The following is a 16,084-nucleotide window of genomic DNA, read 5'->3' as shown; positions in this document are numbered from 1 at the left end:
ATACAGAATGACCGACGGGTGCTTCTGTCGTACTTGCGCGATATTAAGTGAATACCGGGGACCGGCGCAATTACATGGCAAGCGACGCATAATCCGGCCGTCGAATGCCCGCTATCCTGTGAACTCAGCAGAACTTTGTCTCTCCAGCGGACGGGCGGACGCGCGCGAAGCTGCTACTGCCAATGTGCCGGAACCAATGTCAAAGCGAACTTCGTGGTTACCCGTCAAAGCAGGGATAAGCTCGCCCACCGAAGCGATTTTTCGCGGCGTACCTGCGCCTTAATAGTTAAGGCTTTAACTCAAAAGCCACCCGGTAAGCCACGCCGCATTCCTGACGTTGCCCTCTGCCGTCACTTCCCTTTTGATTGAGATGATCGGCTTTCAAGTTTATGCAGCGTGATTCTTCCTTACAAAGATGGCTCCGAGCAATCGCTTCGACGAATCAAAACCTTGATCGCGCGTAAGAGATGACGATTTATTGTCGGAATCGAATCTCGAGGCACGGGTACAGCAGATCCGGATCGATCGCCGACAGAACGAACCAGGTTGGCCGATATCTGATGGCAGCCCCCTCGTCGCGGCCGATTCCCCGATTCGCAACTGGCCAAACGGCGAACTTCCCGCGTCCCCGTCCGGGCCACTGGTAAACTCGGGCAACTCAAGCAACAACTTTACGCCGGATCTATGACCACGCTGTCGCCCGAGGCCTTTGCTGGCCACACCCCGATGATGCAGCAGTACCTGCGCATCAAGGCCGATCACCCCGACACGCTCGTCTTCTACCGGATGGGCGACTTCTACGAGCTGTTCTTCGAAGACGCGGAGAAAGCCGCGCGCCTGCTCGACCTGACCCTCACGCAACGCGGCGCGTCGGCCGGCACGCCGATCAAGATGGCCGGCGTCCCGCACCACGCGGTCGAACAGTATCTGGCGAAGCTCGTGAAGATGGGCGAATCGGTCGCGATCTGCGAGCAGATCGGCGACCCGGCCACGTCGAAGGGGCCGGTCGAGCGCAAGGTCGTGCGCGTCGTCACACCCGGCACGCTGACCGATGCCGCCCTGCTGTCCGACAAGAACGATGTCTACCTGCTTGCAATGTGCACGGGCCACAACAAGCGCGGCGTCGCGGTCAACATCGGCCTCGCATGGCTGAACCTCGCGAGCGGCGCACTGCGGCTCGCCGAAATCGAACCCGACCAGCTCGGCGCCGCGCTCGAACGCATCCGGCCGGCGGAAATCCTGACGGCGGACGGCGCAACCGACGCGGTGCCAGCAGGCGCCGGCGCGATCAAGCGCGTACCGGCATGGCACTTCGACATCGCCTCGGGCACGCAGCGCCTGTGCGACCAGCTCGACGTCGCCGGCCTCGACGGCTTCGGCGCGCATTCGCTGACGAGCGCATGCGGCGCCGCGGGCGCGCTGCTGCTGTACGCGGCGGCCACGCAGGGCCAGCAACTGCGTCACGTGCGCAGCCTGAAGGTCGAGAACGAAACGGAATACATCGGGCTCGATCCGGCGACCCGCCGCAACCTCGAGCTGACCGAAACGCTGCGCGGCACCGAATCGCCGACGCTGTACTCGCTGCTCGACACGTGCTGCACGACGATGGGCAGCCGCCTGCTGCGTCACTGGCTGCATCACCCGCCGCGCGCGTCGGTCGCCGCGCAATCGCGCCAGCAAGCGATCGGCGCACTGCTCGATGCGCCCGCGGACGCGAGCCTCGACGCACTGCGCAGCGCGCTGCGCCAGATCGCCGACGTCGAACGGATCACCGGGCGTCTCGCGCTGCTGTCCGCGCGGCCGCGCGACCTGTCGAGCCTGCGCGATACGTTCGCCGCGCTGCCGGCACTGCGTGAGCGCATCAGCGCGATCGTCGCGAACGCGGATGCGCTCACGCGCGTCGACGCGGCGCTCGCACCGCCCGCCGAATGCCTCGACCTGCTGACGAGCGCGATCGCCCCCGAACCGGCCGCGATGGTGCGCGACGGCGGCGTGATCGCGCGCGGCTACGACGCGGAGCTCGACGAGCTGCGCGACATCTCCGAGAACTGCGGCCAGTTCCTGATCGATCTCGAAGCGCGCGAGCGCACCCGCACAGGCATCGCGAACCTGCGCGTCGAATACAACAAGGTGCACGGCTTCTACATCGAGGTCACGCGCGGCCAGACTGACAAGGTGCCCGACGACTATCGCCGCCGCCAGACGCTGAAGAATGCCGAGCGCTACATCACGCCCGAACTGAAGACCTTCGAGGACAAGGCGCTGTCCGCGCAGGAGCGCGCCCTGGCCCGCGAGCGCGCGCTGTACGACGGCGTGCTGCAGGCGCTGCTGCCGTTCATTCCCGAATGCCAGCGCGTCGCGTCGGCGCTCGCGGAGCTCGACGTGCTCGCCGCGTTCGCCGAGCGTGCCCGCACGCTCGACTGGGTCGCACCGAGCTTCACCGACGAAATCGGCATCGAGATCGAACAGGGTCGCCATCCGGTCGTCGAAGCGCAGGTCGAGCAGTTCATCGCGAACGACTGCCGGTTCGGCGCCGAGCGCAAGCTGCTGCTGATCACCGGCCCGAACATGGGCGGTAAGTCGACGTTCATGCGCCAGACGGCGCTGATCGCATTGATGGCGTATGTCGGCAGCTACGTGCCCGCGAAGTCGGCGTGCTTCGGCCCGATCGACCGCATCTTCACGCGGATCGGCGCGGCCGACGACCTCGCCGGCGGCCGCTCGACCTTCATGGTCGAGATGACCGAAGCCGCCGCGATTCTCAACGACGCGACGCCGCAAAGCCTCGTGCTGATGGACGAAATCGGTCGCGGCACGTCGACGTTCGACGGCCTCGCGCTTGCATGGGCCATCGCGCGTCACCTGCTCGCGCAAAACGGCTGCTACACGCTGTTCGCGACGCACTACTTCGAGCTGACGCAACTGCCGGCCGAATTCCCGCAAGCGGCGAACGTCCACCTGTCGGCCATCGAGCACGGCCACGGCATCGTGTTCCTGCACGCGGTCAACGAAGGTCCGGCGAACCAGAGCTACGGGCTGCAAGTTGCGCAGCTCGCGGGCGTACCGGCGCCGGTGATCCGTGCCGCACGCAAGCATCTCGCGTATCTCGAACAGCAGTCGGCCACGCAGAACACGCCGCAGCTCGATCTCTTCAGCGCACCGCCCGCCGCGGCCGACGAACTCGAATGCGCGGATGCGCCGGCGGTGTCCGCCATCCCGCACCCGGCGGTCGAAAAGCTGCGCGACATCGATCCCGACGACCTCAAGCCGCGCGACGCGCTCGACCTGCTGTACGAACTGCGCACGCTCGTCCGCTCGCACGATGCCGACGGGCACGCATAAACGCCTCCCGTCGGGCCGGCCGGCCCGCGCCGCCGCCGCGCTGATCGCGGCGGTGCTCGTCCTGGCGCAGGCCGGTGCGCTGGCCGCGCCACCCAAGCGTTCCGCCGCACCCTACTCGTTCGCGATCGTATCGGGCGTGATCGCCGCGCCGGCCGACGAACCGGCCGCGCAGCGACTGTTCGAATCGATCGCGCGCGAGCGCAATCTGGCTTTCGTCGTCTATGCGGGCGACATCAAGGGCACGAAGGAAGCGTGCCGCGACGCGCTGTATACGCAGCGCGGCGCGATCCTGGACGCGTCGCGCGTGCCGCTCGTATTCATTCCCGGCCACGACGACTGGGTGACGTGCAATACCGCGGCCGGCGGCGGCTACGATCCGGTCGAACGTCTGGACTTCCTGCGGCAGACGCTGCTTGCCGACGCGGCGCTGCCCGATCCCGGCGCGCTGCAGATCACGCGCGAAAGCGAAGTCGCCCGGTTCCGGCCATATCGCGAAAACGCGCGCTGGATGCATGACGACGTCGTCTACGTCGCGCTGAACGCACCGGCGCCGAACAACCATTACCTGACGGCCGGCGGCCGCAACGGTGAATTCGAGGACCGCATCATCGCGAACGGCTTCTGGATCGACCATGCGGCCGAATATGCGAAGCGGCGCGAAGCGCGCGCGATGGTGGTGATTTTCGAAGGCGATCCGCAGTTCGATCGCTATGAGCGAGCCGAACGCTTTGCGTGGCTGCGCTTCAACCGGCCGCGCGTCCGTGATGGCTTCCGCGAGCTGAAACGAACGCTGGTGAAGGCGGCGGCGACTTTCCGCGGGCCGATCCTGGTGATGCACGCGAGCAGCGAGCCGCTTGCGAACGGCTTCCTGATCGATCGCCCGCTGCATGCGGACGACGGTGTGCTGGTGGGAAATGTGACGCGCGTCGCGATCGGACCGCGTCATCCGGCAAATCAGTGGGTAAAGGTGAGCGTGTCGCCGGCACGACAGACGATCTTCAACGTGAGCCTGCAGGACGTACCGAAGAACCTGCCGATCCCGCCCGCGCTGCCGGCCGCGCCGCGCGACGATGTGCCGCTGCCGCAGATGCCGGAAATTCCGGCGTTGCCGGCATTGCCCGACTCATCGTCGGTTGCGCCGCCGCTGCAAGGCGACGGCACGACGCCGGGTGCGCCGCCCTCTCCTTCAGGGCCGGCGCCCGGCTTCCCCGCCAGCTCAGTGCAGAGTCCGCCCTGACGGCGTGTCGCCGTCGCCGTCCTCGTCTTCGTCCTCGTCGACGATTTCGAGGCCTTCCGCGCCGTGCGCGTGCTCATGCTCGATCTCGTCCTCGGTCGCTTCGCGAACGTCCTTGACCGTGAGCGCAAAACGCAGCGCCATGCCCGCGAGCGGGTGGTTGCCGTCGAGCACGACCTTGTCTTCGGCGACGTCGGTGACCGTGTAGATCAGCGAATCCACTTCCTCGTCGCCGTCTTCCGGCGTGCCTTCGAACTGCATGCCCACTTCGAGCGGCTCGGGAAAACGATCGCGCGGCTCGATCTTCACGAGTTCGGGATCGTAGTCGCCGAACGCGTCCTGCGGCTCGAGCTGAACCTGCGCCTGGTAACCGGGCTCGTGGCCGTCGAGCTGTTCCTCGATCTTGGGGAACGTGCCATCATAGCCGCCGTGCAGATAGACCATCGGCTCGTCGCTTTCCTCGATCAGGTTGCCTTGTGCATCCGACAACTTGTAAGTGACAGACACGACGGTGTTTTTTGCGATTTTCATCCAATTCTCCCAAATACAAGTCTCATTATACGATGCGCAACCGGTCTCAAGCCGAACCGCGGGATGCCGCTGCCGCCCCGCTCGGCGCGCCTCCTTCCGATCTTCCCACACCGCTGCTCGGCGGTCTCTCCCCGGCGCAATTCATGCGCCGCTACTGGCAGAAAAAGCCGCTGTTGATCCGTCAGGCGATCCCTGGCGTGAAGCCGCCGGTCACGCGCGACGCGCTGTTCGAACTGGCAGCCGACTATGACGCCGAATCGCGACTGATCACCCATTTTCGTAACAAGTGGCAACTCGCGCACGGCCCCTTCGAGCCGGGCGCGCTGCCCGCCGTGTCGCGCAAATCCTGGTCCCTGCTCGTGCAGGGGCTCGACCTGCACGTCGACGCGGCCCGCGCGCTGCTCGACCGCTTCCGCTTCATCCCGGACGCGCGCCTCGACGACCTGATGATTTCGTACGCGACGGACGGCGGCGGCGTCGGCCCGCACTTCGACTCGTATGACGTGTTCCTGCTGCAGGTCGAGGGCCGGCGCCGCTGGCGCATCGGCGCGCAGAAAGATCTGTCGCTGCAGCCGGACGTGCCGCTGAAGATCCTCGAGCATTTCGAGCCGAGCGACGAGTGGGTGCTGGAGCCGGGCGACATGTTGTACCTGCCGCCGCACATCGCGCACGACGGCGTGGCCGAAGGCGAATGCATGACCTGCTCGATCGGCTTTCGGGCACCGTCCGCGGGCGAGCTGGGCGCGCAATTCCTGTACTACCTCGCGGAACGCGGCGGCCTGCGTGACGGGCGCGGCGACGCGCTCTACCGCGACCCGAAGCAGCCGGCGGTCGACACGCCGGCACAACTGCCGCCAGCGATGGTCGAGCGCGTCGCCGAGATCGTCGATGCGATCCGCTGGCGCAAGCGCGACGTCGCCGAATTCCTCGGCTGCTACCTGAGCGAGCCGAAATCGAGCGTGGTATTCGAGCCGCCGGCACGCCCGCTGTCCGAGGCGGCGTTCGTCACGCAGGCTTCTCGCCGTGGCGTATATCTCGACAGAAGGGCCGCATTGATGTATAACGCGCGATCGTACTTCATTAATGGTGAAGAAGAACCGCTCGAGCAAGCCGGCGAATGGCTGCCCGAACTGGCCAATCTGCGCTATATGGAGGCGAAACGGTTTGTAACACTCTCCCGGGCTCCCTCCATGACAGCCTTGCTGCACGAGTGGTATTGTGCGGGCTGGATACGGGTCGGAAACCGGATTTAGTGAGTTGCCCCGTATGCCCATGCAGATCAAATTCTGTATGGGAAAGACAACGTATTGACCCCGCATTTGTCGACGGTCGATAGGAAAGTGCATATAATTTCCGCCCAAGCCGTAGGGAAGATTCACGCTCTAGAAGTGCGTCTCCACCAGCGGCCCAGGTCGGTGTTGGAGCACATTACCGGTATTGTTTCGCGCTGTTGCTTACCTTTAACCATAAAAGGACGTGATCATGAAGAAATCCCTCCTCGTAGCTTCCCTGTTGGCTGCTGTTGCACTGGCTGCTTGCAACAAGAGCGCTGATCAAGCTGCTTCGTCGGCTGCTAGCGACGCATCGGCTGCTGCTTCGTCGGCTGCTTCGGCAGTTGCTGGTGCTGCGAGCGACGCTTCGGCTGCTGCTTCGTCGGCTTCGGCTGCTGCGAGCGATGCAGCTGCTGCTGTGGCGTCGGCTGCTTCGGCAGCGACGGCTGCTCCGGCTTCGGGCGCAAGCCAGTAAGCCTCAGCATCAGCTGAAAAAAAAACCGGCCCTCTGGGCCGGTTTTTTTATGTCCGTCGGTTCCGCATCGCGCGCCCGGCAGCCAGGACGGCCAAGACCGCCCTCTTGCGCCCCGTGCGCGGCCGCTCAGCCGAGCGTCAGCCAGTCGAAGCCCGCGTCCTGCGTGGCGACGACCACCTCTTCCCCGTCCGTTCCCAGCACGCCGGCAAACGCCTGGCGGGCCAGCTCGGGCCGATTGTTCTGCTGGCTCAGGTGCGCCGCGACCAGATGCTGGAGACGGCTGCGTTCGAGCGACGCGAGGATGCCGGCAGCGGCATCGTTGCTCAGGTGGCCGTGATTGCCGCCGATCCGCGCCTTCAGCGACTGCGGATAGCGGCTGCCGGCCAGCATCGCGGTATCGTGGTTGGATTCGAGCACCAGCGCGTCACAGCCGCTCAGGACGGACGTGATGTGCGGCGTGGCCATTCCGACGTCGGTCAGCACGCCGAGCCGGCGGCAACCGTCCATAAAGACGAACTGGAGCGGCTCCCGCGCGTCGTGGGGCACCGTATAGGGCATCACGGCCAGATCGCGTATCGCGGCCGTCTCGTCGCCCCACAACACGTGGAGATCGACATCGGCCTCGTCCGCGCCCACCGCGCGCGCGGTGCCCCAGCTCATGTAGAGCGGCAGCGACCCGCGCCGCGCGAGCGTCAGCGCGCTGCCGACGTGGTCGCTGTGTTCATGGGTAACGAGGATGGCATCGAGATCGTCGATGCCGAGATTCAGGCGGCCGAGGCGGCGCTCGACCTCCTTCGCTGAAAAACCGCAGTCGAGCAGCACGCGGGTGGTCGTCGTGCCGCTCGCGACCTCGACGACCAGTGCGTTGCCTTCGCTGCCGCTACCGAGGCTGGCGAAGCGCACGTGTTCAGTTCAGTTCGGCGTGCAGCAGCGAAATGATCCGCTGCGCGTCCGACGAGTTGTCGACCTTGCCGCTCGCGTCGACCACCGCGACCTGCGTGCCGCTGCCCTGGGCGCGCACGTTGACGAGGTATTCCTTGCCGGGCTTGGCCGCCGCCGGGCCGCCGTAGAACAGCTTGCCGAACAGCCCGTCGCGCTTGAGCTCTTCCATCGTGTTCGCGTAGCGGACTGTGTACAGGCCCTTCTCGCGATCGCGATTGTCGACAGCGAAATTGGTGCGGTCGAGCGCGAGACCGACGCGCAGCCATGCGCGGTCGAACGATTCAGCCAGTTGCAGCGTCGCGGCGCCGCTGCTCGCGTCGCCGACCTGCGCCGGCGCCGTCGCCGGACGCGCGTCCGTCAGCAGCTGCTTCGCCTGCGCGTCGCTCAGGCCGAACTTCTGCATCAGCTTCGACAGGAACACGGCCTCGAGCACCGGGTTGCGCGGACGCTCTTCCCAGCGCGACGACGTACCGCCCTGCGGACCGACCATCATTTCCTCCATCGCGCTGTGCGTGATCGAGATGTCGGTGTTGCCGTTCGACGTGCGGTTCACGAGCGTACGGAAACGGTCGCGCGTGCCGGACGAGTACGCGAAGTCGATGACCTTGCCGATCGTGCGCCGGAACCAGTCGTCGGGAATGTTCGCGCGGTTCTCGGCCCAGTCGGTGGCCATGATGCCGGTCGACGGTGCATCGGTCTTCAGCGAGAAGCCATTCTCCTGCCAGAATTCCTTCAGGATCGGCCACAGCTGCTCGGGCGTGCGCCCGTCGACGACGAGCCAGCGGCGATCGCCGTCGCGCTCGATATGCATGCCGAGCGGATCCTGTGCGCTCGGGACGCCGTCGGTCGCGTTGCCGGCGGCCGTCGTCGCCCGCGGCGGCAGCGTGCCGAGACCTGCGTTGCTCGGCGGCGCGACAAACTGCTGAGTCGTCGGCACCGGCTTCAGGTCGCTCGGCACCGCGAGCGGCGGCGCCGAACCCGTGTTCTTGTAGTTGACGCGGTCAGGCGCCAGATAGTCGTTCAGCGTATCGCAGCCGGCGAGCGCGCCCAGCGCCAGCGCCACCACCGAAACCTGGATGGCGCGAGATGAAAAGGCGAAACGTTTCATGAAATCCTTCGTCTTGCTAGAGCGCTCGTCAGGAGCGGCGCCGGACGGAGCCGGCCGGTGCGGGTTGATGAGGAGTGCCGGCGGCCGCAGGACGCGGCCGCCTGTGCATCAGGCGAGGACGCCGGCCTCGACCAGGGCCGAACGCACGACATCGTGACAGCGCTCGTCGAGCGGCGTAAGCGGCAGGCGGATGCCGCCCTGCATCTTGCCCATCGCCTGCAGCGCCCACTTCACCGGAATCGGGTTCGCCTCGATGAACAGGTTCTTGTGCAGCGACAGCAGCTTCATGTGCAGCGCGCGCGCCGTGGCGACGTCGCCGGCCAGCGCCGCGCGGCACAGGTCGCTCATCGCGCGCGGTGCGACGTTCGCCGTCACCGAGATGTTGCCGTGGCCGCCCAGCAGCATCAGCGCGATCGCGGTCGGATCGTCGCCGCTGTAGATCGCAAAATGCTTCGGCGCGGCCTTGATCAGGTGCGCGGCGCGATCGATGTTGCCCGTCGCTTCCTTCACGCCGATGATGCCCGGCACCTGTGCGAGGCGCAGCGTCGTCTCGTGCGCCATGTCCGCGACCGTGCGGCCCGGCACGTTGTACAGGATCACCGGCAGGTCGACCGCTTCGGCGATCGACTTGAAGTGCCGGTACATCCCTTCCTGCGTGGGCTTGTTGTAGTACGGCACGACCTGCAGCGTCGCGTCGGCGCCGACGGCCTTCGCGTGCTTCGTCAGTTCGATCGCCTCCGCGGTCGAATTGCCGCCCGCGCCCGCGATGATCGGGATGCGCTTCGCCGCATGCTCGACCGCCGTGCGGATCATCAGGATGTGCTCTTCGACGTTGAGCGTTGCCGACTCGCCACTCGTGCCGACCACGACGATTGCGTCGGTGCCTTCCGCGATGTGCCAGTCGATCAGTTTGCGAAACGCCGGCAGATCGAGACTGCCGTCTTCGAGCATCGGAGTGACGATCGCGGGGATGCTGCCGCGGATTTGAATGCCGTCTTGGGTGCCGTTAGCCATGAAACGCGATTGATTGATGTACCGGTAAACGTTGGATTGTAGCGGATTAGCCGGGCAGTTCGTAACGTGGAATTCCCGCCCCCGCCGTCGGGGTCGCGCCCTCACGTACCGCGCAGATACGCTGCACGAACGCCTCGCGCGGCCCGGCGACGAATCCGTCCTCGTAAGCGATCACCCGCAGGCGGCCGCGCACAGCGTCCAGCAACTCGCCCGGAGCGAGCAGGAACGCGGGGTTGGACGGTTTGCCGACCGTTTCGTTTCCTTGCGCGAAGGTTTCGTAGATGAGCACGCCGCCGGGCGCCACCGCATCGAGCAGATGGGGCCAGAGCGGACGATGCAGATAATGGGTGACGATCACGGCCGCGAACGATGCTCCGGCCGGTAGCGGCCAGGGTGCGCCTTCGAGATCGGCGTCGCGCGCGTCGACGCCTGCGATCGCCCGCAATGCGGCCAGCGCGGCCGGATCGCGGTCGAGCGCGACGACCGGATGCCCGTGCGACGCGAACCAGCGCGCATGGCGCCCGCCGCCCGCTGCGACGTCGAGCACCGCACCGCCGGCCGGGACGAGCCGCGACCACCGGGCGACCCAGCGCGACGGCTCGGTCTGGGCGACGTGGCCGCCCGCGGCGACAATGACGGATTCACGCATGCCGTCGGCTCAGGTGTACGACAGGCCCATCGCCTCGCGCACGTCGCGCATCGTCTCGACCGCGTGCTTGCGCGCCTTGTCGCAGCCATCCGCGACGATCGCGCGCAGCAGCGACGGATCATCCATGTACTTCTGCGCGCGCTCGAGCATCGGCTGCTGTTCGCGCAGGATCCCTTCGACGACCGGCTGCTTGCAGTCGAGGCAGCCGATGCCCGCCGAGCGGCAGCCGTGCTGCACCCACTCGTGCGTCGTTGCGTCCGTATAGACCTGGTGCAGCTGCCACACCGGACACTTGTCGGGATCGCCCGGATCGGTGCGGCGCACGCGCGCCGGATCGGTCGGCATCGTGCGGACCTTCTTCGTGATCGTCTCCGCGTCTTCGCGCAGGCCGATCGTATTGCCGTACGACTTCGACATCTTCTGGCCGTCGAGGCCCGGCATCCGCGACGCTTCGGTCAGCAGCGCCTGCGGCTCGACCAGGATGATCTTGCGCGCGCCTTCGAGATAGCCGAACAGGCGCTCGCGGTCGCTCATCGACAGGCTCTGCGACTCCTGCAGCATCGCGCGCGCCTGTTCGAGCGCCTCGTCGTCGCCCTCCTGCTGGTAAGCATTGCGCAGCTCGTGATAGAGCTTCGCGCGCTTGCCGCCGAGCTTCTTCGCGGCTTCGAGCGCCTTCTCCTCGAAGCCCGGCTCGCGGCCGTACAGGTAGTTGAAGCGGCGCGCGATCTCGCGCGTCATCTCGACGTGCGGCACCTGGTCTTCGCCGACCGGCACGAGCGAGCCGCGATACAGCAGGATGTCGGCGGCCATCAGCACCGGGTAGCCGAGGAAGCCGTAGGTCGACAGATCCTTGTCCTTCAGCTTCTCCATCTGCTCCTTGTAGGTCGGCACGCGCTCGAGCCAGCCGAGCGGCGTGCTCATGCCCAGCAGCAGCGCGAGTTCCGCGTGCTCGGGCACCTTGCTCTGGATGAACAGCGTCGCCTGCGCCGGATCGATGCCGGATGCGAGCCAGTCGATCAGCACGTCCCACACGTTCTTCTCGATGACCTCGGGCGTCTCGTAGTGCGTCGTCAGCGCATGCCAGTCGACCACGCAGAAGAAACACGGGTACTCGGACTGCAGCTTCACCCAGTTTTTCAGCACGCCGTGGTAGTGGCCGAGGTGCAGCGACCCGGTGGGTCGCATGCCGGAGAAAATACGATCTGGGAACATGATTGTCGTTAGAAAAGCGAGGCGAAGGGAGACAGGATGGCGCTCAGCACGCCGGCCGCGGCGTTCACGAGCGGACGCAGCCAGAAATTCGTCAGCACGCCCGTCGCGACCAGCGCGAGGACGATGATGAAACCGTACGGCTCGATGCGCGACAGCGCGATCGATTGCTTCGGCGGCAGCAGCGCCGCCAGGATACGGCCGCCGTCGAGCGGCGGCAGCGGAAACAGGTTCAGCACGCCGAGCACCAGGTTCGCGCTGACGCCCGCATAGGCCATCCGCGTGAAGAACGGCTCGTCGACGCCGGCCGCGGGCAGCACGATGGTCAGCACGCCCCAGATCAACGCCTGCACGAAGTTGCAGGCCGGGCCCGCGAGCGCGACCCACAGGCTGCCCCAGCGCGGATTGCGCAGGTTGCCGAACGAGACCGGCACCGGCTTCGCATAGCCGAACAGGAACGCGCCGCCGGTCAGGAAATACATCGCGAGCGGAATCGCGATCGTGCCGAGCGGATCGATGTGGCGCATCGGATTGAAGGACACGCGCCCCATCATGTAGGCGGTGTTGTCGCCGAGCAGGCGCGCGGCATAGCCATGCGCGGCCTCGTGCAGCGTGATCGCGAAGATCACGGGCAGCGCGTAGACGGCGATGGTCTGTATCAGGGAAGCATCCATATCGCGTTATTGTAACAAGCGCACTCGCGCAAAAATGAACGGCGTGCGCTTACGCGGCCACGAGCCCGAACGGTTCGAGCGCGCCGCGCCCCGCGCGCACGAGCTGCGGCTCGTCGCCCGTCAGGTCGATCACCGTCGACGGCTCGCGCGGACACGCACCGCCGTCGATCACGAGATCGACCTGCTTCTCGAGCCGCGCGCGGATGTCCTCCGGATCGTTGAGCGGCTCGTCGTCCGGCGGCAGGATCAGCGTCGTACCGAGCAGCGGCTGCCCGAGCGATTCGAGCAGCGCGAGCGTGATCGCGTGATCGGGCACGCGCAGCCCGATCGTCTTGCGCGACGGGTGCGACAGCCGGCGCGGCACTTCCTTCGTCGCCTGCAGGATGAACACGTACGGGCCCGGCGTCACCGACTTGATCTGCCGGTACTGGCGGTTGTCCACCATCGCGAAGTTGGCCAGCTCAGACAGGTCGCGCACGAGCAGCGACAGGTGCTGCTTGTCGTCGAGGCCGCGGATGCGGCGCACACGCTCGACCGCGTCCTTGTCGTCGAGATGGCACGCGAGCGCGTAGCTCGAATCGGTCGGCATCGCGATCACGCCGCCCTTGCTGACGATGTCCGCGGCCTGCTTGATCAGGCGCGGCTGCGGATTATCCGGGTGAATCCTGAAGAACTGGGACATGGAGGCACGTAAAGGGGGAAAAGTCGGATGCGGGCGCGACGGGCGCCGCGTGCGGCAAGCGGCCGCCGCGCGTCAGAGCCAGCGTTCCCAGACCGGTTTCAGGTCGGGCGGCAACGGCGGCAGGCCGCCGAGCTCGACGCGGCCCTCGCCCGGCGCGTGGAAATCCGAACCGCGCGACACCTCGAAGCCGAAGCGGCGGGCGACGTCCGCGTATTCGCGGTACTGGTCGGGCGTGTGGCTGCCCGTGATGACCTCGATCGCGCGGCCGCCGAGATCGATGAATTCGCCGAAGAACGCATCGAATTCGACCGGCGTATAGCGATAGCGGCCCGGGTGCGCGACCACGGCCTCGCCGCCCGCCGCGCGAATCCACGAAACCGCATCGGACAACGTCGCCCAGCGGTGCGGGACGAATCCGGGCTTGCCGTCGCCGAGCAGGCGGTCGAACACGTCGGAAGTGGATTCGGCATGGCCGTGCTCGACCAGAAAGCGCGCGAAGTGGGTGCGGGAGATCAGGTCGGGATTCGATACGTACTTCAGCGCGCCTTCGTAAGCGCCGGGGATGCCGAGCGTCTCGAGCTGCGCGGCGATCGCCTGGGCGCGGGCGGCACGGCCGTGGCGCGTGCGATAGAGGCCTTCGACGAGCGTCGGGTTCGACGGATCGATGTGCAGCCCGACGATGTGCACGGTGCGCGACGCCCACGTGACCGAAATCTCGACGCCGCTCAGGTAGCGCATGCCGAGCGCCTCGGCCTCGCTGCGCGCCGCCGCCTGGCCGCCGATCTCGTCGTGGTCGGTCAGCGCCCACAGGGTCACGCCGCCGGCATGAGCGCGGCGCGCGACGTCGGCAGGCGACAGCAACCCGTCGGAAACATTCGAATGGCAGTGGAGATCGGCGTTCATTGTCGGTATGGCAGGTGAAGCTTCATTCTACTGCAATGCGGCAATTCCGCCGCCCGCCTGCCCTGCCGATACCGCCGCGGCCCTACGCGCAGAAGGCCTCGATCAGCGCCGCGATCTGCTCCGGCTGGTCGTGATGGACCATGTGGCCGGCATCCTCGACGAGCTTTTCGCGCCAGTCGGGGAACGCGCCGAAGCGCGCCTTGAACTCCGGCAGCGGGATGTCGCCCGCGAGGTACGCGAGGGTCGGTGAAGCGACGGCCTCGACGTGCAGCACCTTCGCGCGCACCTGCTTCCAGACGGCCATCACCTCGTCGAGCCGGTATAGCATCGGGCCCGCCATCTTGTGCGCGGGGTCGGCCAGCAGGTGGTACAGGCCGTCGTCGCCGCGCTTCGACCAGTGGGCGGCAAGAAACGCCGCGCGGCGCGGCTCGAGCCGCGGATTGGTCTTGATCAGCCGGGCCGCCACGTCGTCGAGCGACGCGTACGGGCGCAGCACCGGCGGCTCGCGCAGCTCGTCGAGCCAGCCGCGCAGCCGGCGCGGCGCCTGCTCGGCCCGCGCGGGGGCGAGCCCGAACCCTTCGAGATCGACCACGCGCCGCACGCGCTCCGGCCGCGCGCCCGCGTACAGGCACACGACGTTCGCGCCCATGCTGTGCCCGACCAGGTTGACTTCGCCGGCCGGCGCATAGTGATCGACGAGCGCATCGAGATCGCCCAGATACTCGTGGAACCAGTAATGACCGCCGCCGTGCCGGGCGACCGGCCAGTCGGACAGGCCGAAGCCGCGCGCATCCGGCGCGATCACCTGCCAGTCGCCCGCGAGCGCGTCGACGACGAACTGGAACGACGCCGCGACGTCCATCCAGCCGTGCAGCATGAACAGCGTCGGCGCATCGGGCCGGCCCCAGCGCCGCACATGCAGCTTGACGCCGCGCACCGTGACGAAATCGGAAACAGAACTCGACGCACTCATTGCAGCCGCCAGAAAAAAGAATGATCGTTCGATTATAGCGGTGGGGCTGGCGTTCCGGCGGGCGGCAGTCGAGGCCGCTCTCTAGCGACAGGGGGCCGAGGCGCGCGCCCCCGGTGCACTGGAGGCCCGGGGCAGACGTTACGGCCGGCCTCCGGCAGCTTTCGCACCGCGACAGCCCGCCGCCCGCAGCAGCCCTAACCCGCCGCCTTGCCGTCCGCCGCGTCCTGCGCGGCCAGTTCGTCCAGCTCCGCCTGCTCGAATCCCGCGGTGCGGCGCGCGTCGAAATTGAACGGACCGCGCAGCCGCGGCGCATGGTACTGCTCGGCCAGCTCGCGGTAGGCAGGCACCGGATCGCGGCCGGCCGCGTCGCACAAATGCCGGAACCAGCGGTTCCCGATCGCGACATGGCCGATCTCGTCGCGCAGGATCACGTCGAGGATCGCCGCGGAGGCGTCGTCGCCGGCCTGCACGAGCCGCGCGCGGATCGGCGGCGACGCGTCGAGCCCGCGCGCCTCGAGCGTGCGCGGCACGAGCGCCATCCGCGCGAGCACGTCGGCCTTGGTCCGCTCGCACATCTCCCACAGCCCGTTGTGTGCGGGAAAATCGCCGTACGCATGCCCGAACCCGGCCAGCCGGTCGGACAGCAGCGTGAAGTGATAAGCCTCCTCGGCCGCGACCTTCAGCCAGTCCGCATAGAACGCGTCCGGCATCCGGGCGAAGCGCCACACGGCGTCGAGCGCGAGGTTGATCGCATTGAATTCGATATGCGCGAGCGCGTGCAGCAGCACCGCGCGCCCCGCGGGCGAGCGCATGCTGCGACGCTCGAGCTGGCGCGGCTCGACGAGCGGCGGGCGCGCCGGACGGCCCGGCAGGTCGGCCGGTTCGTCCAGGTCGAGCGCCGGCGCGATCGCGGCCTGCCCGGCCAGCAGTGCGTCGTACAGCGCGCGGACCTGCGCGGCCTTCGCGGCCGGCTCGGACATTCGCAGCGCGTCGAGCGCGGCGCGGCGCACACAGCGCGGCGCGGCGTTGAAAGAAGAAGGCACCATGCTCATCAAACGGGGGCACCATCCGTGCGCG

16 protein-coding genes are annotated in these 16,084 nt (G+C 67.2%); 4 read left to right on the top strand and 12 right to left on the bottom strand.

The annotated features are described in order from the left end of the window. The first annotated feature begins 684 nt into the window (after positions 1-684). Together mutS and ABIC50_RS27990 are read left to right on the top strand one after the other, a co-directional pair. Positions 685-3,342, top strand: a complete 2,658-nt coding sequence (gene mutS / locus ABIC50_RS27995) for a DNA mismatch repair protein MutS (protein WP_354168134.1) — start codon at positions 685-687, stop codon at positions 3,340-3,342. After that, positions 3,323-4,579 carry a hypothetical protein gene (locus tag ABIC50_RS27990; protein ID WP_354168132.1) on the top strand — a complete coding sequence of 419 codons (1,257 nt, stop codon included), beginning with the start codon at positions 3,323-3,325 and terminating at the stop codon, positions 4,577-4,579. Before mutS ends, ABIC50_RS27990 begins: the two co-directional genes overlap by 20 nt. On the opposite strand, the gene ABIC50_RS27985 is transcribed toward ABIC50_RS27990, so the two are convergent. Next, positions 4,559-5,107 carry an FKBP-type peptidyl-prolyl cis-trans isomerase gene (locus tag ABIC50_RS27985; RefSeq protein WP_006751606.1) on the bottom strand — a complete coding sequence of 183 codons (549 nt, stop codon included), beginning with the start codon at positions 5,105-5,107 and terminating at the stop codon, positions 4,559-4,561. The genes ABIC50_RS27990 and ABIC50_RS27985 overlap by 21 nt on opposite strands. Before the next feature lie 32 nt (positions 5,108-5,139). Between ABIC50_RS27985 and ABIC50_RS27980 the strand changes: the two genes are divergently transcribed. Together ABIC50_RS27980 and ABIC50_RS34030 are read left to right on the top strand one after the other, a co-directional pair. After that, positions 5,140-6,360: a cupin domain-containing protein gene (locus ABIC50_RS27980; protein WP_175664941.1), complete on the top strand. Its 1,221-nt coding sequence runs from the start codon at positions 5,140-5,142 to the stop codon at positions 6,358-6,360. 54 nt (positions 6,361-6,414) lie between these two features. After that, entirely contained in the window at positions 6,415-6,660 is a 246-nt protein-coding gene (locus tag ABIC50_RS34030) for a hypothetical protein (protein ID WP_011657350.1), read from the top strand. 20 nt (positions 6,661-6,680) lie between these two features. On the opposite strand, the gene ABIC50_RS27975 is transcribed toward ABIC50_RS34030, so the two are convergent. The 11 genes from ABIC50_RS27975 to ABIC50_RS27925 all read right to left on the bottom strand — a co-directional run bounded on the left by ABIC50_RS27975 (position 6,681) and on the right by ABIC50_RS27925 (position 16,059). Continuing rightward, the gene (locus tag ABIC50_RS27975; protein WP_011657351.1) at positions 6,681-6,863 is read right to left on the bottom strand and encodes a hypothetical protein; all 183 of its coding nucleotides are present in this window, start codon (positions 6,861-6,863) and stop codon (positions 6,681-6,683) included. 116 nt (positions 6,864-6,979) lie between these two features. Next, positions 6,980-7,756 (bottom strand): MBL fold metallo-hydrolase, encoded by a 777-nt coding sequence (locus ABIC50_RS27970; RefSeq protein ID WP_165751659.1) that lies wholly within the window; start codon positions 7,754-7,756, stop codon positions 6,980-6,982. A 4-nt stretch (positions 7,757-7,760) separates the two neighbouring features. Continuing rightward, positions 7,761-8,903: an NlpB/DapX family lipoprotein gene (gene bamC / locus ABIC50_RS27965; RefSeq protein WP_006751603.1), complete on the bottom strand. Its 1,143-nt coding sequence runs from the start codon at positions 8,901-8,903 to the stop codon at positions 7,761-7,763. Between the two features lie 108 nt (positions 8,904-9,011). Further along, a complete protein-coding gene (dapA, locus tag ABIC50_RS27960) occupies positions 9,012-9,917 on the bottom strand; it encodes a 4-hydroxy-tetrahydrodipicolinate synthase (RefSeq protein ID WP_006751602.1) in 906 nt (301 codons plus the stop codon). A gap of 46 nt (positions 9,918-9,963) precedes the next feature. Beyond that, a complete protein-coding gene (locus tag ABIC50_RS27955) occupies positions 9,964-10,566 on the bottom strand; it encodes a class I SAM-dependent methyltransferase (RefSeq protein WP_175731002.1) in 603 nt (200 codons plus the stop codon). A gap of 9 nt (positions 10,567-10,575) precedes the next feature. Next, positions 10,576-11,778, bottom strand: a complete 1,203-nt coding sequence (locus tag ABIC50_RS27950) for a tryptophan--tRNA ligase (RefSeq protein WP_011657355.1) — start codon at positions 11,776-11,778, stop codon at positions 10,576-10,578. A gap of 8 nt (positions 11,779-11,786) precedes the next feature. After that, on the bottom strand, positions 11,787-12,449 hold the full coding sequence (locus tag ABIC50_RS27945) for a site-2 protease family protein (RefSeq protein WP_011657356.1): 663 nt from the start codon (positions 12,447-12,449) through the stop codon (positions 11,787-11,789). Between the two features lie 49 nt (positions 12,450-12,498). Next, on the bottom strand, positions 12,499-13,131 hold the full coding sequence (locus ABIC50_RS27940) for an L-threonylcarbamoyladenylate synthase (protein ID WP_006762218.1): 633 nt from the start codon (positions 13,129-13,131) through the stop codon (positions 12,499-12,501). Positions 13,132-13,203: 72 nt separating this feature from the next. Beyond that, the gene (locus ABIC50_RS27935) at positions 13,204-14,034 is read right to left on the bottom strand and encodes a 3',5'-nucleoside bisphosphate phosphatase (RefSeq protein WP_354168130.1); all 831 of its coding nucleotides are present in this window, start codon (positions 14,032-14,034) and stop codon (positions 13,204-13,206) included. 82 nt (positions 14,035-14,116) lie between these two features. Continuing rightward, positions 14,117-15,007 (bottom strand): alpha/beta fold hydrolase, encoded by an 891-nt coding sequence (locus ABIC50_RS27930; RefSeq protein WP_175660483.1) that lies wholly within the window; start codon positions 15,005-15,007, stop codon positions 14,117-14,119. Between the two features lie 194 nt (positions 15,008-15,201). Next, entirely contained in the window at positions 15,202-16,059 is an 858-nt protein-coding gene (locus ABIC50_RS27925) for a ferritin-like domain-containing protein (RefSeq protein WP_354168128.1), read from the bottom strand. Between the last annotated feature and the right edge of the window lie 25 nt (positions 16,060-16,084).

This window comes from Burkholderia sp. 567 (genome assembly GCF_040545115.1).
GTDB lineage: Bacteria > Pseudomonadota > Gammaproteobacteria > Burkholderiales > Burkholderiaceae > Burkholderia > Burkholderia ambifaria.
This window is presented reverse-complemented; position numbering and strand designations above follow the sequence as displayed.